The organism is Pseudaminobacter soli (ex Li et al. 2025), from assembly GCF_029892515.1.
In the GTDB taxonomy this organism is placed as follows: Bacteria; Pseudomonadota; Alphaproteobacteria; order Rhizobiales; family Rhizobiaceae; genus Pseudaminobacter; species Pseudaminobacter soli_A.
Window position 1 is genome coordinate 1 of record NZ_JARXVF010000003.1, and the last position, 19587, is coordinate 19587.

Consider the following 19587-nt stretch of genomic DNA (forward strand, 5'->3'; position numbering starts at 1 on the left):
GGGATGGCGAAAGCCGTTGTGGCGGTGGCACGGCGGCTGGCCGTGATCTTGCATCGAATGTGGATGGACAACACGCCATACCGCTGGGAGGCCAAAGCGGCTTGAGCTTGGATTAGAATTCCGCGTGCCGCGCGGATAGAGGTCCCGTGCAGGGACGGGTGGGTAGGCAATCTCGAGGCGGGCTTGAACGCCAGGTTTCTGGTCAGTTCGCAAAGAAGATTGAGGTGTCTCTCCGTCCGACCCGATCATGAAGCGGCCCGGTGCCGACTTCGGAGAGAAGCAAGACCCCTGGCGGGAGCTCGTAAGCACGACGCGGCAGCACCTGAATTGCTGACACGATCCTTTGTGCGCATCGTTAGAGCCTGGAGCTTGCTATCCGGGGCACTTTTCTGCGCTTGACAGTTCCCGCCCCAAAAGAGAAGCCCGCCGCCTTGCGCCCCCGGAGGCGGTCAGTCTTCCAGCTCGATCGGCAGGGCGATTTCGGCAGACGAGGCGATGATCGCCAGCTGCGTCGGGTCGCCCAGCGCGGTCGGGACGGGTGGCTATCAGGAGATCAGTTACAGCAGGCGGTTCATCCGTTAACGCATTTCCGCCAGTCCGCGCCGCCGCTCCAGTTCCGCCTCGCTGGGGTTATCCAGCCCGAAGTCGCCGGTCTGGACCTCGCCGGCGCGCTCGTAGGCAGCGACGATGACGCCCTTGGGCGTGACCAGGCTGTCGGTCAGCTTGAGCGCGGCGGGCATGGTGCCGGACCCGAACAGCTTCTTTCCCTTGCCCAGCACGATCGGCATCACGATGAGCTGGAAGCGGTCGATGAGATCATGCTCCAGCAATTGCTGGATGAGCTGGCTGGAGCCCTGGATGAGCAGCTGCGGTCCGTCCTCCTGCTTGAGCCTGCGCAGGGAAGCGGGGACGTCCTCGCCAAGCCATTCGGTGTTCTGCCAGGTGAGGCTCTTGGGGTCATGTGTGGCGACATATTTGGTCACGCCGTCGAAGATCGGGCCGATCGGGTCGTCCTTCACATAGGGCCAGTGGGCGGCGAAGATGTCATAGGTGCGCCGGCCCAGAAGCAGGTCGAAGGGCGTTTCGAACAGCTTGCCCATGACCCCGCCCAGCGCCTCGTCGAAATGGGGTGCGACCCAGCCTGCGTGCTGGAAGCCGCCGGTGGGGTCTTCCTGCGGGCCGCCGGGCGCCTGCATGACGCCGTCGAGGCTGACGAATATCGCGGCATTGATTGTTCTCATGATGTGTCTCCCGATTGGACCGGGCCTCATTGCAGGTCCGGCGATGGCCCGAGGACGCGTGGCGAGGCGACATCCCGACATTCAAAAATGCAATTCCTGATCCCGCCGGCGGCGGTCAGTCTTCCAGCGCGATCGGCAGGGCGATTTCGGCCGCCGAGGCGATGATCGAATCGAGCAGGCCCGGAAAAAGCTTGTCGAGGTCTTCGCGGCGCAACGAGATCAGCCGGCTGGTGCCCGATACTTCGGTGTAGATCACCCCGGCCTCGCGCAGCTTGGCGACGTGATAGCTGATGTTGGTCTTGGAGCCGAGATCCAAGAACTGGCCGCAGCGCATGGGCGTGGCCTCGTCGCGGGCGAGCTGGGCGACGATCGCCAGCCGCGTCGGGTCGCCTAGCGCGACCAGGACATTGGCGAGCGTGATCTGTTCGGTTGTCGGATGCGGCAGGCTCATGGCGCGAACATAGCCATTTTTCTGCTCCCTCTTCAATGCGGCGAGGCGCTCCTGACACGAGGCAGACAGGAGAACAATGCCAGACTTCAATCTGGCAGATTGACAGAACCGGGAGACAAGTTCAGTAGTTCAATAACCTTTGAACTAAGGAGAGAGTCTTATGGACAAGCGGCTCATATGGCTCGCGGTCGGTTCCTTCACCATGAGTACGGTCGGCTTCGTGTTTTCGAGCCTGCTTCCGTCGATCGCGGCCGACACGCACACGACCGTGCCCATGGCCGGCTATCTCATCACCGTGTTTTCGCTGTCCTATGCCATCGGTGCGCCGGTGCTGTCGGCGCTGGCCGGGGCGGCCGACCGGCGGCGCGTGCTGACGGTGGCGATGCTCATCTTCCTGGCCGGCAATGTGGCTGCCGCCACCAGCGTGTCCTTTGCAACGCTGCTGCTGGCCCAGATACTGATGGGCATGGCGAGCGGGCTGTTTGCCGCAACCGCGCAGGCCACCGCCGTGTCGCTGGCCGGGCCCGAGCATCGGGCACTGGCGATCTCGGTGGTCGTGGGCGGCACGACCTTTGCCGTGGCGCTCGGCGCGCCGCTGGGGGCGCTGATCGCGGCGGTCTGGGGCTGGCGCGGCACTTTTGGCGCGGTTGCTGTTTTGGCGCTGGCCTGCGCGATCGTGCTGTGGCTGCGCCTGCCGCGCGGGCTTGCGGGAACCAAGCTGACCTTACGCGAACGCTTCAGCATTATCGGCCATGCCGGGATTGCGCCGTCGCTGGCCGTCACGTTCCTCTATCTCGCCGGCGGCTTCATCCTCATCTCCTATCTTGCGCCGCTGGCGATCGAAGGGGCGGGGCTGACGAAGATCGCTTTGCCGGGGCTGCTGCTGGCCTTTGGCATCGGCGCGGTGATCGGCAATCTGTCCAGCGGCTACCTGGCCGACCGGCTCGGGGCGACGCGCATGGTGGTGGCCTCGCTGCTGCTATCCGCGACCATGGTGCTTTCGATCGCGCTTGGACTGCATCTGCTGCCGCGCGAGCTTTGCGGGCCGCTGCTGATCGGGATCATGCTGCCCTGGGGCATCATCGGCTGGGCATTTCCTCCGGCCCAGGCGAGCCGCATCGTCGGCTATGCGCCTGAGGTGGCGCACCTGACGCTGTCGCTCAATGCCTCGGCGATGTATCTCGGCATCGCCAGCGGAACGGCGATCGGCGGCCGGGTTCTGGAAAACACCGCACCCGCCGACCTCGGCTTCGTCGCCGCGCTGTTTCCAATGGCCGCGCTTGCGGTGCTCTTCTCAATCCTGCGCTCGCAGCGGAGGCTGGCCGCTGCGGAGTGAGGGCGGTCAGGCCGGCATGAAGCCCGTGCGCAACGCATGGGCCCATCCCGTCCGGCCAGCTTGCTCAGCCCGCCTTGCGGCACTTTCCCAATCGTAGTCGACGGCGATGAACTCGAAGCGCGGCTCGTCATCGCCGCGCAATTCCACCAAACCGTAGCGGGCATGGGGCGAGCCTTGCTCCGAAACATATGCGGGTTCGCTGTCGTCCTCATAGGCCGGGCAGCCGACACTGCCGGGGTTGAAGATCATCCGGCCGTTCGAAAGCCGTATGAGTTCGGGGCGGTGGCTGTGGCCGCAAAGGATCATTCGGGCCGTTGGATCCAGCGCCGTCAGCTTTTTCTCGATCGTGGCAAGAGGGGCGCGGGCCAGGTGGCCGTTCACCACTTCGTCCATCAGGTAGCGCTCATCGTGGTCCGGACGGGCATGGAAGGCGAGCACGGACGGGGCGATCTCCAACCGCATCGGCAGTGCGCCGAGATGGGCGCGCTGCGCCGGCATCAGCCGCTCATGGGCGAAGCGGTCGGAAAGCCACATCTCGTCCGAAATGTCTTCTGCGACGCGGCGATCGTGATTGCCGCGCACGGTGGGGGCAGCAAGCTTTTCGAGCAGGTCGAAGGTCTCGCGCGGCCATAGCGGCCCGGAAACGCAATCGCCCAGATTGACGACGATGTCGGCGCCACCGTGTCGCCGGAGGTCGTCAAGCACGGCCTCGAGCGCGGCGACATTGCCATGGATATCCGCGATGACTGCAATTTTCATGGCCACTCCCCGGTATCGCAAGAGTCTTACCGGGGAGCGGTGGCTGTGTCAGTGGCTCAGCCGGCCACGAAGTCGTAGATCAGCTTCAGGTTCAGCACGGCGATGACGATGCCGATGAACATGGCAAAGACCGTGAGCCAGCGCGGCGCCACCAGCGCGCCCATCTTGGCCTTGCTGGCCGTGAAGATGACCAGCGGGAACACCGCGAAGGAAAGCTGCAGGCTCAGCACCACCTGACTGAGGATCAGGAGCTTGGCCGTGCCGCTTTCGCCGTACCAGATGGTGACGGCGGCGGCCGGCACGATGGCAAGCGCCCGGGTGATGAGGCGGCGCAGCCAGGGCGCCAGCTTCATCTGGATAAAGCCTTCCATGACGATCTGGCCGGCAAGCGTGGCCGTGACGCTGGAATTGATGCCGCAGCAGATCAGCGCGATGCCGAACAGCATCGGCGCCACCGAGACGCCCAGCAGCGGGGCAAGCAGGGCATGTGCCTGGGCGATGTCCTCGACATTGGTCTGGCCGACCTTGTGGAAGGTGGCTGCAGCCAGGATCAGGATCGAGGCGTTGATGACCAGCGCGAAGGTCAGCGCGATGGTGGAATCCCAGGTGGCAAATCTCAGCGCTTCGCGCTTGTGCTCGAGGCTATCGCCATAGGCGCGGGTCTGCACGATGCCCGAATGCAGGTAGAGATTGTGCGGCATGACCGTCGCGCCGAGAATTCCGAGCGCGATGTAAAGCATGTCCGGGTTGGTGACGATCTCGGTGGTGGGGGCAAAGCCGCGGATCACGCCGCCCCAGTCCGGGTCGGCCATGGCGATCTGGATGGCAAAGCACGCCGCGATGACCGCAAGCAGCGCGATGATCAGCGCCTCGACCCAGCGGAAGCCGAGCTTTTGCAGGTAGAGGATCAGGAACACGTCGAGCGCGGTGATGAGCACGCCGATCTCGAGCGGGATGCCGAAGATGAGGTTGAGGCCGATGGCAGTGCCGATGACCTCGGCAAGGTCGGTGGCGATGATGGCGACCTCGGCCATGATCCAGAGGACGTAGGAAACCTCCTTGCCGTAGGCGTCGCGGCAGGCCTGGGCGAGGTCGCGGCCCGAGCCGATGGCGAGCCGGGCGCAGAGCGCCTGCAGGACGACGGCCATGATGTTGGACACCAGCGCCACGACCAGCAGCGAGTAGCCGAACTTCGAGCCGCCGGCGAGCGAGGTGGCCCAGTTGCCGGGGTCCATATAGCCGACGGCGACGAGATAGCCGGGGCCTATAAAGGCGACGGCCCGACGCCAGGTCGGGCCGGTGGTTCTTACTGCGATGGAACGGTGGACATCTGAGAGAGATGCTTCGCCTCTCGGCTGGCGCCACCCTTCAGCGGTTTCGGTGGCGGTGCGGCTGGATAAGTCCATGCTTTGTCTGGCCTGGTTTCGGCTTAAATTCGCAATTGCAAATCATTGGCAGTTAAACTTAGGCGAGATCAAGGAGGGGCAAGGTGGGGAGTGCGATATTTTTACGGAGGTGTTGCGGTCTGGCAGCAGGCGTCTGGCACGTTATGCCTCATTGGCACTGCGAGGCAGCGTAAAGAATTCCAGAACTATCGACGGCGCTGAGCCTACCCCCTTACCACAAGGGTCGCACTTGAATTCGACCCCCACTCCGGTTTGCTTTGCAAACCACCTCTCCCCCGGTCGACGGGGAGAGGAAACGTCGTCCGCGAGCCTGGCGCCTTTCCTCTCCCCTTTTGAGGGGGAGAGGTGCCGAGCGAAGCGAGGCGGAGTGGGGGTAAGCCGTGCCAGGGTGGGGTATTTCAGATGCAATTAGCGGCGAGCTTGGACTCCCCCAATTGCGGTTACCTGCACAACTGGGCCGAGTTGATCTCGCTTCAGCGTTTCCGCGCCAGCATCTGGATGGGGGCGATGGTGCCGGCCGAGAGCGCTGTCATGAGATTGCCCATCCGCACCCCCGCTGCCGGGCCCATCACAATGTGCATGCCGAGCGGCGACGGCCCGTTCTTGGCTATGTCCTCGCGCATCTTGCGGTTTAGCTCGAGCGCCATCTCGCGGCGGTTCCTTTCGGCTTCGATGACAAAGCCGGCATCCTTGAGCAATCGCCGGTAGGTGTCGGGCGTCTCGACAAAGCTGGTCGCGTTGGTTTCCGCCCAAGGCATGGGGTAGGACAGCTCGCCGTCGCCCATGCGCATGATGTCGTAGACGGCGAAGATGCCGTCCTGCCTGAGAACGCGATGGACCTCGCGTATCGCGCCGGCCTTGTCGGCGATGTTCATGCCGACATGGATGAGCGTTGCGCGGTCGAAGGCCCCATCCTTGAAGGGGAGGGAAAGCGCGCTTGCCGGGACAAACGAGGCGCGGTCGGAAAGCCCGCAGCGCGCCGTCAGCGCGTTGGCAACCGCCACAAATTCCTCGGTAAGATCGACGCCGACGACATTTGCGTCGTGTTGCTCGGCGAAATAGCGGGCCGGCCCGCCGATGCCCGAGCCGATATCCAGAAGCCGCATGCCTGGGGAAAGGGCCAGATCGTTCGCGAGTTCAGCGGTCGCCGCCTTCCAGCCGAGGTGGAATTCGTCGGCGGCGGAAAGGTCCGACGGCTGGAGCTTGTCGATGTCCTTTCCGCTGCTGCGCAGCGCATCCAGTATCGTGCGTTCGAGCGCGCCGTGGCTGTAATGCCGGGCGACGTCCTGTTCGGTGGTCATGGCCAACCCTCGTCTGAAGCTGTCCGGAAAAGTTTTGTGCAGCCTACGCCGTTTTCGTTGCTGCTGAAACCGTTACGGAAACGAACGGGACCGTTTCAGGCGGCGCGACGGGTCCCGGAAAAACTCTGTGACTTGCTGCAACCGTTGGACTAGATTCTGGGTTGATGTCGTGGTCCGCGGCAGCGAAGCCGCCGGACCCGAAACGAGAATAAGGTTCGCATCATGCTCTGGAAAGGCCGCCGGCAAAGCGACAATGTCGAGGACGATCGGGGCCAGGGCGGCTTCGGCGGCGGCATGGGGCCGGGCGGCGGTTTTCGTATCCCGACCGGCGGCGCATCCGGCGGGCTTTCGCTTTCGGGCATCATCATTATCGTCGTGATCTATTTCGTGCTCAAGGCCGTCGGCATCGATCCGATGATGGTTCTCGACGGCGGCCCGGGGATGGGGCCGGGCAGCAGCCAGATCAGCCGCAATGGGCCGCAATCCAATGACGAGATGAAGCAGTTCGTCGCCACCGTGCTCGCCGAGACGGAAGACACCTGGAGCGGCATCTTCCAGGCCAACGGCCTGAAATATGAGGATCCCAAGCTGGTGTTGTTTACCGGCCAGACGCGGTCGGGCTGCGGCTACGCCTCGGCGGCGTCTGGGCCGTTCTACTGCCCGGAAGATCACAAGGTCTATATCGACCTCTCCTTCTACGACCAGCTCGACCGCCAGTTTGGCGCTTCGGGCGATTTTGCGCAGGCCTATGTGCTGGCGCACGAGGTCGGCCACCATGTGCAGAACCTGCTTGGCATCCTGCCCAAGGTCAACCGCATGCGGGAGTCCATGAGCGAGGACCAGTCCAACGTCATGTCGGTGCGTGTCGAGCTGCAGGCCGACTGCTTCGCCGGCATCTGGGGCCACTATACCGGGCAGAAGGGCATTTTGGAGAAAGGCGACCTCGAAGAGGCGCTGAACGCCGCCAAGCAGATCGGCGACGACACGCTGCAGCGGCGCACGCAGGGCTATGTGGTGCCCGAAACCTTCAACCACGGCACCTCGGCGCAGCGCATGAAATGGTTCAAGCGCGGCTTCGACAGTGGCAAGGTGGCCGACTGCGACACGTTCAACAACCAGCCTTGAAGACGCCGGCCGGGCAGACGGCCGCACCGGCTCGATGAGCCGGTGGAGGATGCTGAGGCAGGGTCAGGATTTTCCCACGTCCCGGTCGCGCTTGGCGCGGGCATGCCATTCGTAGTCGATCGAGCCTTCGGCGGCCTTGTGGAAATATTGCGAGCAGACCAGCCAGCCCTTTAGAGGCCTGAGCAGCAGCAGGCAGGCGGCAAGCGTCAAAGGCAGGGTGGTCAGCAGATGCACCCAGATCGGCGGCTCGTAGGTGAGCTGCAGCCAGAGCGCGAAGCCCAGCGCCGGCACGGCCACGATGGTCATGGCGAAGAAGGCAGGGCCGTCGGCAGGATCGGCGAAGGAATAATCAAGCCCACAGACCTCGCAACGCGGCGCGAGCGTCAGAAAACCCCGAAACAGATGGCCCTTCTGGCAGCGCGGACAGCGGCCGAGACTGCCGGTGAGCATGGGATTTTCGGTGGGCTTATAGGTGGATGCTTGCATTGCGCGACCCTCTCTCTCCCACGGGAAAATATAGGGTTGGTGCGATCGTCGCCCATGCGACATGAGGGCCTGCGACAGTTCGGCAGGCTTAAAGAAAAAGCCGCCCGAAGGCGGCTTTCAAGGGGATTGTAAAAGCCGTGTGAGGCCGGCTTAGCGCTCGGCCAGAGCCGGCTCGCCCTTGCGCTCGCGGATGAGGTTCACGAAGCGGCGGAACAGGTAGTGCGAATCCTGCGGGCCGGGCGAGGCTTCGGGGTGGTGCTGCACCGAGAACACCGGCTTGCCGGTGAGTGTGATACCGCAGTTCGAGCCGTCGAACAGCGAAACGTGAGTCTCCACAACACCTTCCGGCAGCGACTTCGAGTCGACCGCGAAGCCGTGGTTCATCGACACGATCTCCACCTTGCCGGTGGTGTGGTCCTTGACCGGATGGTTGGCGCCATGGTGGCCCTGATGCATCTTCTCGGTCTTGCCGCCGACGGCCAGCGCCAGCATCTGGTGGCCGAGGCAGATGCCGAAGATCGGCAGTTCGCTCTTGAGCAGGTCCTGAATGACCGGCACTGCATATTCGCCGGTGGCGGCAGGGTCGCCGGGGCCGTTGGAGAGGAAGATGCCATCCGGCTTCATGGCCAGGATGTCCTCGGCCTTGGTCTTGGCCGGAACGATGGTGACCTTGGCGCCGAGGCCGGACAGCAGGCGCAGGATGTTGCGCTTCACGCCGTAGTCGACGGCAACCACATGCATGGTCGGCTCGGCCTGCTCGCCATAGCCTTCGTTCCATGCCCAGGGCGTTTCGCTCCAGACCGAGGACTGGCCCGAGGTGACCTCCTTGGCGAGGTCGAGGCCGACCAGGCCCGACCATGCGGCGGCCTGGCGCTTCAGGTCCTCGATGTCGAACTTGCCGTCGGGCGAATGCGCGATGACGGCGTTGGGCGCGCCCTTCTGGCGGATCAGCGCGGTGAGCGCGCGGGTGTCGATGCCGGCGATGGCGACGACGCCGCGCCGCTTCAGCCAATCGTCGAGATCGCCCGAGGCGCGGTAGTTCGAGGGGATGGTGATGTCGGCCTTGAAGACGGCACCGACTGCGCCGGCGCGCGCGGCCGGGGTCAGGTCCTCGATGTCTTCGTCATTGGTGCCGACATTGCCGATATGCGGGAAGGTGAAGGTGACGATCTGGCCGGCATAGGACGGGTCGGTGAGGATTTCCTCATAGCCGGTGAGCGCGGTGTTGAAGCAGACTTCGGCAACCGCGCTGCCGGTGGCGCCGAGGCCTCGGCCCTCGATAACCGTCCCGTCGGCCAGAACCAGTACTGCGGTCGGCACTTCGGTTGCCCAGGGGGCGGTGTTCGTGGCCATGTCGGCTACTCCATATCCTGTTGTTGCAGCAGGCTTCGTCAGCGGGCGGCCGGGTCGCGGCTTACGGGATCATGCGCGTAGCACAAAACACGGGGGTGTCGCGGCCTCCCGCAAAACCCTCGTGCACATCCGAAAACAAGTCCATGCAAGGCGCGGACGATAAGGGAAGGCCCGCGCGGGGTCAATCTTTGCGTCGGCCGCTGCCGGCAATTATTTTGCAGCGCAATAAATCGGTCCGGCGATCGGCCTCCTTCAAGGGAAACGGACCGAAAACCGGATTCCACTTTTGGGTCCGATGCTCTAGACGGATGCCTCCCCGGAGGAATCGGGGACCAGAAAGACAGTTTGCCGCCGGCTGTAGAAACCCATTCCCGCCTTGCGGGTCATGGGCTATTGTCCTTGCGGTTCCAAGGAGTTGCGGACATGCGCGAGACCATTGCCCAGGCCCTCAAAGATGCGCTCAAGGCGCAGGAGAAGCTTCGCATCTCGACGCTCCGGTTGGTCAATGCCGCCATCCAGGATCGCGACATTTCCAATCGCGGCGTCGGCAAGGACCCGGTCAGCGACGAGGACATCCTGCAGATCCTCGCCAAGATGGTGAAGCAGCGCGAGGAGTCGGCAAAGGCTTTCGAGGACGGCAAGCGGCCGGAACTGGCCGAAAGAGAGCGGGCGGAAATCGAAGTCATCCGCGGGTTCCTGCCCAAGCAGATGGACGAGGCGGCGGTAAAGCAGGCCGTGGCCGATGCGATCGCCGAGACCGGCGCTGAAGGCCTGCGCGACATGGGCCGGGTGATGGCCGTGCTAAAGGAGCGCTTTACCGGCCAGATGGATTTTAGCAAGGCCGGCGCCCTCGTGAAGGCGTCGCTGCAGTAGGCCGCCCGTGCGGGCGCTTCCCGCATTTCCCCGAAACTCGACCCTACGTGACGCGATGACGATCCAACTGGCAAAGCCTGCGCTCGAACACCTGCCTTCCTATGTGGACGCGCTGCGGCGCGGCTGGTCGCCGGACAATGTGCGGCTGGAAATCACCACACGCCAGCATCTCGCGGCGATCGACGCCGATCCGGTCGCTTTCGTCGAAAGCCTGGACGATCCAGAAGCCAAAGGCGCACCGATCACCTTGCCGGACGGCACCATCGTGCCGCGCCTGCCGGGTTACAGCCGCTTCATCTGGGATGGCGAGGTGGCCGGTTCGATCGGCTTGCGCTGGCAGGAGGGCACGTCGGCTCTTCCGTCCCATGTGCTCGGCCATATCGGCTATGCCGTGGTGCCGTGGAAGCGCGGCCGTGGCTATGCCACGCAAGCGCTGGCGCTGATGCTGGGCGAAGCGCGGGCGAGGGGCCTCGACTATGTCGAGATCACCGCGCAGCCCGACAACATCGTTTCGCAAAAGGTTATTACCGCCAATGGCGGAGTGCTGGTGGAGCGATTTTGGCAAGACCCGGCCTATGGCCGGGTCGAAGGCCTGCGCTTCCGCGTCGATCTTTGAACGGCGTGAGATAGGGCTCAGCTCGCCTTCAGTCGCGACTTGTGCAGCAGGCCCTGTCCTTCCAGCACCGGATAGACCATCGAGGTCAGCAGCGAGTTGATCTGCTTGAGGTCGCGGATGGTGTCGAGGTGGATGGTGCTGGTCTCGACGCTCTTGGCGGCCCCTTCGCGCAGGCGCTCGAAATGGCTGGTGCTGGTCGCCTTCTCGAAATCGCGCAGGCGGTCCTTCTCGACCACCAGCTGCCGGGCTGAATCGGGATCGCGCGAGATCAGAATGTTGAAGGCCAGTCGCGCATTGGCCAGCACGGCGGCATGGAACGAGGCCAGTTCGCTCCAGCCTTCGGGCGTGAATTCCAGCTTGCGCTGCGCCTTCTTCTGCACATGCACCAGCATGTTGCGCACGATGATGTCGCCGACCTGCTCGAGCTTGACGCAGGCGCCCAGCAGTTCCTGGTAGCGTAGCGCTTCGTCCTCGGTCATCTGCTGGATGGTCGCCTTGGCGAGGTAGAGCTTTATCGCGGCTGTCTTGTGATCGACGCGGTCGTCGAGCGCCGCCAGCGCCTTAATCTTCGCGTGGTCCGCGTGCTCATACAGCTCGAAGATGGTCTTCAGCATGATTTCGACGGTTTCGCAGACGCGCACCACTTCGCGGGTGGCGTTGGCCAGCGCCTGGCTGGGCGTGCCGAGGTCGGCTTCGTTGAGCGCGCTGAGTTCGACCATTTCCAGCGGTTCCGCAGGCTTGGGCGGGGTGTTCAGCGCAACCAGCGCCTGCGATGCGCGGTAGACCACCTTCGAGAAGGGGATGCCGGCCAGGAGCACCAGGACGTTAAAGAGGATGTGAGCGTTGATGATCTGGTCGGGCACGGTCGAGCCGAGCAGGGCGGTCGAGGGCTTGAAGGTCAGGAACGCCGTCAGCATCACCAGCGAGCCGAGCCCGCGCATCAGCAGATTGCCGATCGGCACCACGCGCACTTCCGGCGGCGCGTTGCGGGTGAGCAGCGGCGCGATGATCGAGCTGCCGAGATTGACGCCCAGCACCAGAACGATGCCGAGATCGGACGGGATCAGCCCGCGCCCGGCGAGCTGGACGATGAGCAAAACGCCGGCAATGCTGGAATGGAACAGCCAGGTGACCACCGCCGCCAACAGATAGGCCGTGACAGGATCGCCGGAGAAATAGTTGATGATCACCGGCATGAGGCTGCTGTCGCGCAGCGGCTCGGAGGCCTGGCCGATCAGTTCGAGCGAAAGCAGCATCAGGCCGATGCCGACCAGGATGCGGCCGAACTGGCGCCATTCGCGCCGTTCGGTCGTCATGAAAATGCCGGTCCCGGCGGCGATACAGACGGGCACCAAGAGCGACAGATCGAAGGACAGCACCTTCACCACCAGCGCCGAGCCGATTTCGGCGCCGCGCACGGCCAGCTGGCCTGCCATGCCGCTGACGATGCCCGCGCCCGCAAACGAGCTGACCAGCAGCGTGACCGCGGTGGAACTCTGGAGAGCGACGGCCAGAGCCGTGCCCAGGATGACCGCCATCAGCGGGTTTTTCATGGTGGAGCGTAGCTTTTGGCGCAGCACCTCGCCATAGGCGCGCTCGACGCCGGTGCGCACCATGCGCGTGGCGTAAAGCAGCAGCGCCACCGCGCCGGCCAGATTGAGCAGGACGACCGAGCCGCTCACGACGGCAGCCTCCGCAGGCATGCGGTCATCGGGGTCGGCCGACGGCTTCCAAGGGCGTTCATGTCGCGAATCGAGATCATCTTGCGCTCCCGCAACAGCTTAGCCGGATAATATTTTTCGTCCACCGTCCCGGGCCGTTTCACGCCGACGCAAAGTGTCGGAAATGGAGCGTAACGGCACCCTTGGCCTGTGAAGAACGGGCATTTCTCGCGTCGGGAGTCGTATCGCGCGACGGTTATGGTTATATGGGGTCGAAAGCGAGCCTGTTCCATGCGTTTCCAGCCTTCCTTCCTCGACGAGATACGCGACCGCGTGCCGATTTCGGCCGTGATCGGTATGCGCGTCACCTGGGATCGCCGGAAGACCAATGCTCCGCGCGGCGATTTCTGGGCCTGCTGCCCGTTTCATGGCGAAAAATCGCCGAGCTTCCACTGCGAGGACCGCAAGGGGCGTTATCACTGCTTCGGCTGCGGCGTCTCGGGCGATCATTTCAAGTTCCTGACGGAGCTCGATGGCCTGAGCTTTCCCGAAGCGGTGGAGCGCATCGCCGACATGGCGGGCGTACCCATGCCGGCGCGCGACGTGGTGGAGGAACGGCGCGAGCGCGAGCGCGCCTCGCTGCACGACGTCATGGAAATGGCCACCAAGTTCTTTCAGGACCGGCTGCAGTCGTCCGATGGCGCCAAGGCGCGCGCCTATCTGCGCGATCGCGGGCTGAGTTCGGTCACCCAGCAGAAATTCCGCCTCGGCTATGCGCCCGAGAGCCGCAATGCGCTGAAGGAGTTTCTGGCTTCCAAGGGGATCGACAGAGCGCAGATCGAGGCCTGCGGGCTGGTGGTGTCCGGGCCGGACATTCCTGTCTCCTATGACCGGTTTCGCGACCGCGTGATGTTTCCGATCGAGGATGCGCGCGGCAAGGTGATCGCCTTCGGCGGGCGTGCGCTGTCGTCGGACGTTTCGGCCAAGTACCTGAATTCGCCCGACACCGAGCTCTTCCATAAGGGCAATGTGCTCTACAATTTCGCCCGCGCCCGCAAGGGCATGGGCCGCGAAGGCACGGTGATCGCGGTCGAGGGCTACATGGATGTGATCGCGTTGGCGCAGGCGGGCTTCGACAATGTCGTGGCGCCGCTCGGCACGGCCCTGACCGAAAACCAGCTGGAACTGCTCTGGCGCATGTCGGGCGAGCCGGTGCTGTGCTTCGACGGCGACAAGGCCGGTCTCAAGGCCGCATGGCGCGCAGCCGACCTGGTGCTGCCCATGGTGCAGGCAGGGCACACGGCGCGCTTTGCGCTGTTGCCGGAAGGCAAGGATCCCGACGATCTCGTCAAGTCGGAAGGGCCGGACGCCTTCAAGGCGGTGCTGGCCGAGGCAAGGCCGTTGGCCGACCTGCTCTGGATGCGCGAGACCTCCGGCGGCGTGTTCGACACGCCTGAGCGCCGGGCCGAACTCGAAAAGACGCTGCGCGAGCTCACCAGCCGCATCAAGGACGAGAGCGTCCGCTACCACTACGCCCAGGAGATGCGCGACCGCGTGCTGAATTTCTTCGGCTCGCAGCGGGCCAGGCCGCAGCAGAGGCAGGGCGGCGGCGCCGCCGGCATGCGCTTCGACAAATCGCGTGGCGGCCGGCCGGGCATTGCGGCGGGGCGGCTGGCGGTGTCGGAGAGCCTTGCGCGCTCTGCAATGGTGAAGCGGGCGAGCGGCACGATGCCGCTGCGCGAGGCAGCACTCGTGGTGACGCTGGTCAACCATCCGGCGCTGATCGACGAGAATTTCGAGCATGTCGAACTGCTCGACCTGACCGACCAGGACCTCCGGCTGCTGCACAACGCGCTGATCGACGCGGTGGCGCACAATGCCGAGGAACGGCATGCGGTGATTGCCCATATCGAGCAGGCCGGCATGGGCGAAGTTTGGCAGCGGGCGACCGCGCTGGTGCGCAAGGCGCGGCTGTGGCCGGCGGAGGAAGGCGCGGCCATCGACGACGCGCGCGACGCCTTCGGCCAGGCTCTGCACTTGCACAGGAGCGCGCGAACTCTACATAAGGAGCTGAAAGTAGCGGAATCTGCTTTGGCAACCGATCCCACCGACGAGAACTATCGTCATCTGGTGGAAATCCAGGCTCAGTTTCGCGACGTGCAGGCAACCGAAGCGCTGATTGAAGGCTTCGGCATATCATCAGGACGGTCTGATCGCGGCTGAAGACAGTAGAAGCCAGCGCGAGCAGGAGCTCAGGGTCCGGCGGCATATGATTCGCAATTGATTCGCTTTTTTAAGGCGAATCATGCGACAGGCGCTTGACCTACGGTCCAAATGGCGGAATCAGAACGATTCGAGTTGTTAACCGCGGCGCGGCCCGCACCCGAAATGGCAGGATGGGAAGCTGATCTGGACGGCCGGCGCATGCCGCCCCAGATATTAGGGTTAATCAAGATGTAACTCACGCACTGCTAACGGCTTAGAGGGGCTGCATGGCAGTGCAGGTGATTTGTACCCGGCTCGGGACGGAAGTTCCATATAGCCGGTCGCTTGGAGAAAGCAAAAAGAATGGCGATAAAGGAAAAGGAAGAGGTCGAGAACGAACGCGAAGGCGCCACCGACGGCCCTCTGCTCGACCTTTCCGACGATGCTGTCAAGAAGATGATCAAGGCCGCCAAGAAGCGCGGCTACGTCACCATGGACGAGTTGAACTCGGTTCTGCCCTCGGAGGAAGTCACTTCCGAGCAGATCGAGGACACGATGGCCATGCTTTCGGACATGGGCATCAATGTCGTCGAGGATGACGAGGCTGGCGAAGAGGCCGAAGGCGAGAACAACGCCGACGCCGACGAGGACGCCAACGAGCTGGCCGAACAGACCGGCACCGCGGTTGCCGCCGTCACCAAGAAGGAGCCGACCGACCGTACCGACGACCCGGTGCGCATGTATCTGCGCGAAATGGGCTCGGTGGAGCTTCTGTCGCGCGAAGGCGAAATCGCCATCGCCAAGCGCATCGAAGCCGGCCGCGAGACTATGATCGCGGGTCTGTGCGAAAGCCCGCTGACCTTCCAGGCCATCATCATCTGGCGCGACGAGCTCAACGAATCCAAGATCCTGCTGCGCGAGATCATCGACCTCGAAGCCACCTATGCCGGCCCCGAGGGCAAGCAGGCGCCGATACTCGACCGCGAGGAACTCGAGCGGCCGAAGACGCCCGAGGACAACAAGCCGCGCCGTGCTCCGCGCAGCGACGAGGACGACATCACCAATGTCGGCGGCGAAAGCCGTCCGGAAGAGGAAGAAGAGGACGAGGACGAGACCAACCTGTCGCTGGCGGCCATGGAAGCCGAGCTGCGCCCGCAGGTCATGGAAACGCTCGACGTCATCGCCGACACCTACAAGAAGCTGCGCAAGCTGCAGGACCAGCAGGTGGAAAGCCGTCTGGCTGCCGCCGACACGCTGTCGCCCAGCCAGGACCGCCGCCTGAAGGAGCTGAAGGACCAGCTCATCAAGGCCGTGAAGTCGCTGTCGCTCAACAACGCCCGCATCGAGGCGCTGGTCGAGCAACTCTACGACATCAACAAGCGCCTGGTGCAGAACGAGGGCAAGCTGCTTCGCCTGGCCGAAAGCTATGGCGTGCGCCGCGACGAATTCCTGAAGGAATACCAGGGCTCCGAGCTCGACCAGAATTGGCTGACGCGGGTCGCCACTCTCTCCAGCCGCGGCTGGAAGGAGTTCTCGGCCAACGAGAAGAAAGCGATCAGCAACATCCGCACGGAAATCCAGAATCTCGCCACCGAGACCGCGATCTCCATCGCCGAGTTCCGCAAGATCGTGAACCAGGTGCAGAAGGGCGAGCGCGAGGCGGCCATCGCCAAGAAGGAGATGGTGGAAGCCAACCTGCGCCTCGTCATCTCCATCGCCAAGAAGTACACGAACCGCGGCCTGCAGTTCCTGGACCTCATTCAGGAAGGCAACATCGGCCTGATGAAGGCGGTCGACAAGTTCGAGTACCGTCGCGGCTACAAGTTCTCGACCTATGCCACCTGGTGGATCCGGCAGGCGATCACCCGTTCGATCGCCGACCAGGCCCGCACCATCCGCATCCCGGTGCACATGATCGAGACGATCAACAAGATCGTCCGCACTTCGCGCCAGATGCTGCACGAGATCGGCCGCGAGCCGACGCCGGAGGAACTGGCAGAGAAGCTGGCCATGCCGCTGGAGAAGGTGCGCAAGGTGCTGAAGATCGCCAAGGAGCCGATCTCGCTCGAAACGCCGGTGGGCGACGAGGAGGATTCGCACCTCGGCGACTTCATCGAGGACAAGATGGCGATCCTGCCGATCGACGCGGCGATCCAGGCCAATCTGCGCGAGACGACCACGCGCGTTCTGGCCTCGCTCACCCCGCGCGAGGAGCGCGTGCTGCGCATGCGCTTCGGCATCGGCATGAACACCGACCACACGCTCGAAGAGGTTGGCCAGCAGTTCTCGGTCACCCGCGAACGTATTCGTCAGATCGAGGCCAAGGCACTGCGCAAGCTGAAGCATCCGAGCCGCTCGCGCAAGCTGAGAAGCTTCCTCGATAGCTGAGAGATGAAAAGCCCAGGTGTCGCACCTGGGCTTTTTTTCTGGCCGACGTAAGCGGACGACGGCATTGATAGTGGAGCGAAGCGATGTTTATCGGTACGCGCGCCACACTTTGCGCCGCTTTACTAGCCCTGGCCTTCACGGCCGGGTGCTACCCAAGACCGAAGGCGGTGGTGTGGCTGGCCAATGAGGCGACCTCCTACTGCGCCGCGAACGGCGGGCAACCCGACAGTCGGGCCGACAGCAAGGGTCATCAGTTCGGCTTCTGCCGCCTTCAGGACGGCCGTATCTGCGAGATGTGGGCACTGTTGCGCCGCGAGAAATGCGTGGAGCCTCGCGGCGGCAAGGGCTGGGACCTGTTCCCGTATTGAGGCCGGGTGGCCGGCTGTTGCGTGCCAAGCGCCTTGACGGCTGCTTGGCCGAAACCATTCGCACAACTGCATTTCCCTCATGGATGTCCCCCGCTCAACCGGACCGCGTACGCCCTTAGGCGGCGCTTGCCGGCTTTCAAAGCAACTCCATATTCCCTGCTGGGTCGGAAAGGGGCGTTTCAACCCGGCGCCAGCGGGGTTCGTCCGCTTTGCGGCACCGGAAAGGGAGGTGTGTCGTGACCACTTACATCATGCTGGTGAACTGGACAGAGCAGGGCATCAAGAATGCGCGCGAGTCTCCGAAGCGGCTCGACGCGGTGAAGAAGCAGCTCCAGGACATGGGTGGCAGCTTCAAGGCCTTCTACATGACCATGGGCAAGTACGACATGGTGCTGATATGCGAGGCGCCCGACGATGCGGTGGCGGCGCGGCTTGCGCTGCAGATCGGCATGGCCGGCAATGTGCGCACGCATACAATGAAGGCGTTCCCCGAAGCTGCCTATCGGGAGATCATCTCGTCGCTGGGCTAGAGCATTTTGCAGGCAAGCGGAACGCTTGGCGTTGCACAAATGCGGCTAAAACAATGAGATGGAGCGGAGTAGGGCATCCGTGAGGATCGCCGCAGCTGCGATGAACTCTGCGTGACCGGCGCTGCCAATCCACGGGATGGCCATGCAAGCCGCCTCGACGTTGTCGGGCGAGGGCGCTAGTTTACGTGCTGAATCGAGAACGAGGTGCACATGTCCTTCCTGAAACGACTTTTCGGCGGCGGCAGCGAAGCCAGCAAGACATCGGAAACCGCGGTCAAGGAGATCGAGCACAACGGTTTTCGCATCCGCGCCACGCCGTACAAGGAAGGCGGCCAGTTCCAGACCTGCGGCATCATCTCCAAGGAGGTCGATGGCGTGATGAAGGAGCATCGCTTCATCCGCGCAGACCGCTTCGCCTCGATCGACGATGCGGTGGACGTGTCCTTCAAGAAGGGCAAGCAGCTGATCGACGAGCAGGGCGAGACGCTCTTCATCTGAGCCCCCGAGCGGGTGTGCGGTGCTGCCGGTTCCGAAGCGCCGCCGAAGCATTTTGCCGTGAGGTGGAGCCACCTCGCGGGGGTTGCGCGTGGATCTATATGCCGATCGCCGCACTGGGGATGGACTGCTCGTCCTTATTGACGAGTACGATCGGCACGCTGGTGCCATCGATCGTGACATAGAGCAGGCGGATGTCCCATTGACCGCCATTGCGGACCGCGTGGGCAGTCACGGTGCCGGTGCCCTTGTCGCCCTGAACCGGAATCTCCAGCAGGGCAGAACCGCTGCCGCCCATCTGGACATTGATGCTGCCTGAGGTCCAGAAGCCGGCCTTTATGCCGGAGCCCAGCGCCTGGCGCACATCCGAATTCGCTTGCACGGCCTCCATGCTGACGCGATAGGGCTCGCTCGCCTTCATCGCGAACGGAACCGAGAGGATGCTGCCCGCGGCGAGCGCGATGACGCCGCCCCAGAGGAGCACGCCCGCAATCGCCCAATTGCGCTGTGTGCGGCGGAAATGCTCTTCGTCGCGCCAGTAGCGGTTGCGCCATGCCCAGCGGCTGCCGCGTGCACCAAGCACGATCATCATGACGATGTTGACCATCGGGATCAGCGCCAGTAGCGCGATGAAGGTGCTGTTGCCGATGCCCCAGATCCAGTTGAGCAGAAAGGCGCCCCAGTTCCAGCGATCGAGATGGGGCGGGATTTCCGCAGGCTCGTTCAGCGCTTCACGCGACATCTTGTTCTCCGATTGCTGATCTGTCGCTGGCGGGTCGAAAGATCCCGCGCAAGGCGCAAAGTCAGCGCAGCTAGATCAACCATCATTGCATCCCGTTGCAAGTTATTCGTGAAGACCTGCGAAAACTGAACTGTTGAAATTGTGGCCGGCAGGCCGGGAATGGCATTCCGCCCACTTGAAAGCCGCTTCGACCTAAAGGAGGTTCGCCGCGACGATTTCGGAGGGGATGAATGTCGATCTGGAAGAATGTT

Annotated in this window: 18 protein-coding genes; 9 read left to right on the forward strand and 9 right to left on the reverse strand. The window is 63.7% G+C overall.

Features of this window, described 5'->3' with window-relative positions; translation table 11 throughout:
• Positions 1–578: 578 nt before the first annotated feature.
• Both M2281_RS14475 and M2281_RS14480 read right to left on the reverse strand, forming a co-directional pair.
• Positions 579–1241: a dihydrofolate reductase family protein gene (locus tag M2281_RS14475; protein ID WP_280821881.1), complete on the reverse strand. Its 663-nt coding sequence runs from the start codon at positions 1239–1241 to the stop codon at positions 579–581.
• 115 nt (positions 1242–1356) lie between these two features.
• A complete protein-coding gene (locus M2281_RS14480) occupies positions 1357–1692 on the reverse strand; it encodes an ArsR/SmtB family transcription factor (protein WP_280822483.1) in 336 nt (111 codons plus the stop codon).
• 160 nt (positions 1693–1852) lie between these two features.
• Here M2281_RS14480 and M2281_RS14485 point away from each other — a divergent pair, with 160 nt between their 5' ends.
• Positions 1853–3028, forward strand: coding sequence for an MFS transporter (locus tag M2281_RS14485; RefSeq protein WP_280821882.1), 1176 nt, complete (start codon positions 1853–1855; stop codon positions 3026–3028).
• Between the two features lie 6 nt (positions 3029–3034).
• Here M2281_RS14485 and M2281_RS14490 read toward each other — a convergent pair whose 3' ends face one another.
• The 3 genes from M2281_RS14490 to M2281_RS14500 all read right to left on the reverse strand — a co-directional run bounded on the left by M2281_RS14490 (position 3035) and on the right by M2281_RS14500 (position 6494).
• Positions 3035–3787 (reverse strand): metallophosphoesterase family protein, encoded by a 753-nt coding sequence (locus tag M2281_RS14490; protein ID WP_280821883.1) that lies wholly within the window; start codon positions 3785–3787, stop codon positions 3035–3037.
• A 56-nt stretch (positions 3788–3843) separates the two neighbouring features.
• On the reverse strand, positions 3844–5193 hold the full coding sequence (locus tag M2281_RS14495; RefSeq protein WP_280821884.1) for an Nramp family divalent metal transporter: 1350 nt from the start codon (positions 5191–5193) through the stop codon (positions 3844–3846).
• A 473-nt stretch (positions 5194–5666) separates the two neighbouring features.
• On the reverse strand, positions 5667–6494 hold the full coding sequence (locus M2281_RS14500) for a class I SAM-dependent methyltransferase (protein WP_280821885.1): 828 nt from the start codon (positions 6492–6494) through the stop codon (positions 5667–5669).
• Between the two features lie 222 nt (positions 6495–6716).
• Between M2281_RS14500 and ypfJ the strand changes: the two genes are divergently transcribed.
• Positions 6717–7619: a KPN_02809 family neutral zinc metallopeptidase gene (gene ypfJ / locus M2281_RS14505; protein ID WP_280821886.1), complete on the forward strand. Its 903-nt coding sequence runs from the start codon at positions 6717–6719 to the stop codon at positions 7617–7619.
• 63 nt (positions 7620–7682) lie between these two features.
• On the opposite strand, the gene M2281_RS14510 is transcribed toward ypfJ, so the two are convergent.
• Positions 7683–8105: a DUF983 domain-containing protein gene (locus tag M2281_RS14510; RefSeq protein WP_280821887.1), complete on the reverse strand. Its 423-nt coding sequence runs from the start codon at positions 8103–8105 to the stop codon at positions 7683–7685.
• A 150-nt stretch (positions 8106–8255) separates the two neighbouring features.
• Complete coding sequence (gene carA, locus M2281_RS14515; protein WP_280821888.1) at positions 8256–9458, reverse strand: glutamine-hydrolyzing carbamoyl-phosphate synthase small subunit; 1203 nt, start codon at positions 9456–9458, stop codon at positions 8256–8258.
• A 423-nt stretch (positions 9459–9881) separates the two neighbouring features.
• Here carA and M2281_RS14520 point away from each other — a divergent pair, with 423 nt between their 5' ends.
• Positions 9882–10331 (forward strand): GatB/YqeY domain-containing protein, encoded by a 450-nt coding sequence (locus M2281_RS14520; RefSeq protein ID WP_280821889.1) that lies wholly within the window; start codon positions 9882–9884, stop codon positions 10329–10331.
• Positions 10332–10386: 55 nt separating this feature from the next.
• A complete protein-coding gene (locus M2281_RS14525) occupies positions 10387–10947 on the forward strand; it encodes a GNAT family N-acetyltransferase (RefSeq protein ID WP_280821890.1) in 561 nt (186 codons plus the stop codon).
• Between the two features lie 17 nt (positions 10948–10964).
• Here the strand turns inward: M2281_RS14525 and M2281_RS14530 are convergent, their stop codons facing one another.
• Positions 10965–12629: a Na/Pi cotransporter family protein gene (locus M2281_RS14530; RefSeq protein ID WP_280821891.1), complete on the reverse strand. Its 1665-nt coding sequence runs from the start codon at positions 12627–12629 to the stop codon at positions 10965–10967.
• Between the two features lie 270 nt (positions 12630–12899).
• Here M2281_RS14530 and dnaG point away from each other — a divergent pair, with 270 nt between their 5' ends.
• From dnaG to M2281_RS14555, 5 genes are all read left to right on the forward strand, one after another.
• Positions 12900–14831 carry a DNA primase gene (gene dnaG / locus M2281_RS14535; RefSeq protein WP_280821892.1) on the forward strand — a complete coding sequence of 644 codons (1932 nt, stop codon included), beginning with the start codon at positions 12900–12902 and terminating at the stop codon, positions 14829–14831.
• Positions 14832–15176: 345 nt separating this feature from the next.
• A complete protein-coding gene (rpoD, locus tag M2281_RS14540; RefSeq protein ID WP_280821893.1) occupies positions 15177–17201 on the forward strand; it encodes an RNA polymerase sigma factor RpoD in 2025 nt (674 codons plus the stop codon).
• Positions 17202–17284: 83 nt separating this feature from the next.
• Positions 17285–17569, forward strand: a complete 285-nt coding sequence (locus M2281_RS14545) for a putative hemolysin (protein WP_280821894.1) — start codon at positions 17285–17287, stop codon at positions 17567–17569.
• Between the two features lie 236 nt (positions 17570–17805).
• On the forward strand, positions 17806–18099 hold the full coding sequence (locus tag M2281_RS14550) for a GYD domain-containing protein (RefSeq protein WP_280821895.1): 294 nt from the start codon (positions 17806–17808) through the stop codon (positions 18097–18099).
• A gap of 210 nt (positions 18100–18309) precedes the next feature.
• Positions 18310–18597, forward strand: a complete 288-nt coding sequence (locus M2281_RS14555; RefSeq protein WP_280821896.1) for an HlyU family transcriptional regulator — start codon at positions 18310–18312, stop codon at positions 18595–18597.
• A gap of 94 nt (positions 18598–18691) precedes the next feature.
• Here M2281_RS14555 and M2281_RS14560 read toward each other — a convergent pair whose 3' ends face one another.
• On the reverse strand, positions 18692–19336 hold the full coding sequence (locus M2281_RS14560; RefSeq protein ID WP_280821897.1) for a cytochrome c oxidase assembly factor Coa1 family protein: 645 nt from the start codon (positions 19334–19336) through the stop codon (positions 18692–18694).
• Positions 19337–19587: the final 251 nt, after the last annotated feature.

Bases quoted from the DNA above. Each gene is read 5' to 3' on its own strand.
- M2281_RS14525 (WP_280821890.1), top strand. From the start codon at position 10,387: ATGACGATCCAACTGGCAAAGCCTGCGCTCGAACACCTGCCTTCCTAT.
- M2281_RS14560 (WP_280821897.1), bottom strand. From the start codon at position 19,336: ATGTCGCGTGAAGCGCTGAACGAGCCTGCGGAAATCCCGCCCCATCTC.
- M2281_RS14555 (WP_280821896.1), top strand. From the start codon at position 18,310: ATGTCCTTCCTGAAACGACTTTTCGGCGGCGGCAGCGAAGCCAGCAAG.
- M2281_RS14545 (WP_280821894.1), top strand. From the start codon at position 17,285: ATGTTTATCGGTACGCGCGCCACACTTTGCGCCGCTTTACTAGCCCTG.
- carA (WP_280821888.1), bottom strand. From the start codon at position 9,458: ATGGCCACGAACACCGCCCCCTGGGCAACCGAAGTGCCGACCGCAGTA.
- rpoD (WP_280821893.1), top strand. From the start codon at position 15,177: ATGGCGATAAAGGAAAAGGAAGAGGTCGAGAACGAACGCGAAGGCGCC.
- M2281_RS14520 (WP_280821889.1), top strand. From the start codon at position 9,882: ATGCGCGAGACCATTGCCCAGGCCCTCAAAGATGCGCTCAAGGCGCAG.
- M2281_RS14495 (WP_280821884.1), bottom strand. From the start codon at position 5,193: ATGGACTTATCCAGCCGCACCGCCACCGAAACCGCTGAAGGGTGGCGC.
- M2281_RS14510 (WP_280821887.1), bottom strand. From the start codon at position 8,105: ATGCAAGCATCCACCTATAAGCCCACCGAAAATCCCATGCTCACCGGC.
- dnaG (WP_280821892.1), top strand. From the start codon at position 12,900: ATGCGTTTCCAGCCTTCCTTCCTCGACGAGATACGCGACCGCGTGCCG.
- M2281_RS14485 (WP_280821882.1), top strand. From the start codon at position 1,853: ATGGACAAGCGGCTCATATGGCTCGCGGTCGGTTCCTTCACCATGAGT.
- M2281_RS14490 (WP_280821883.1), bottom strand. From the start codon at position 3,787: ATGAAAATTGCAGTCATCGCGGATATCCATGGCAATGTCGCCGCGCTC.
- M2281_RS14475 (WP_280821881.1), bottom strand. From the start codon at position 1,241: ATGAGAACAATCAATGCCGCGATATTCGTCAGCCTCGACGGCGTCATG.
- M2281_RS14500 (WP_280821885.1), bottom strand. From the start codon at position 6,494: ATGACCACCGAACAGGACGTCGCCCGGCATTACAGCCACGGCGCGCTC.
- ypfJ (WP_280821886.1), top strand. From the start codon at position 6,717: ATGCTCTGGAAAGGCCGCCGGCAAAGCGACAATGTCGAGGACGATCGG.
- M2281_RS14480 (WP_280822483.1), bottom strand. From the start codon at position 1,692: ATGAGCCTGCCGCATCCGACAACCGAACAGATCACGCTCGCCAATGTC.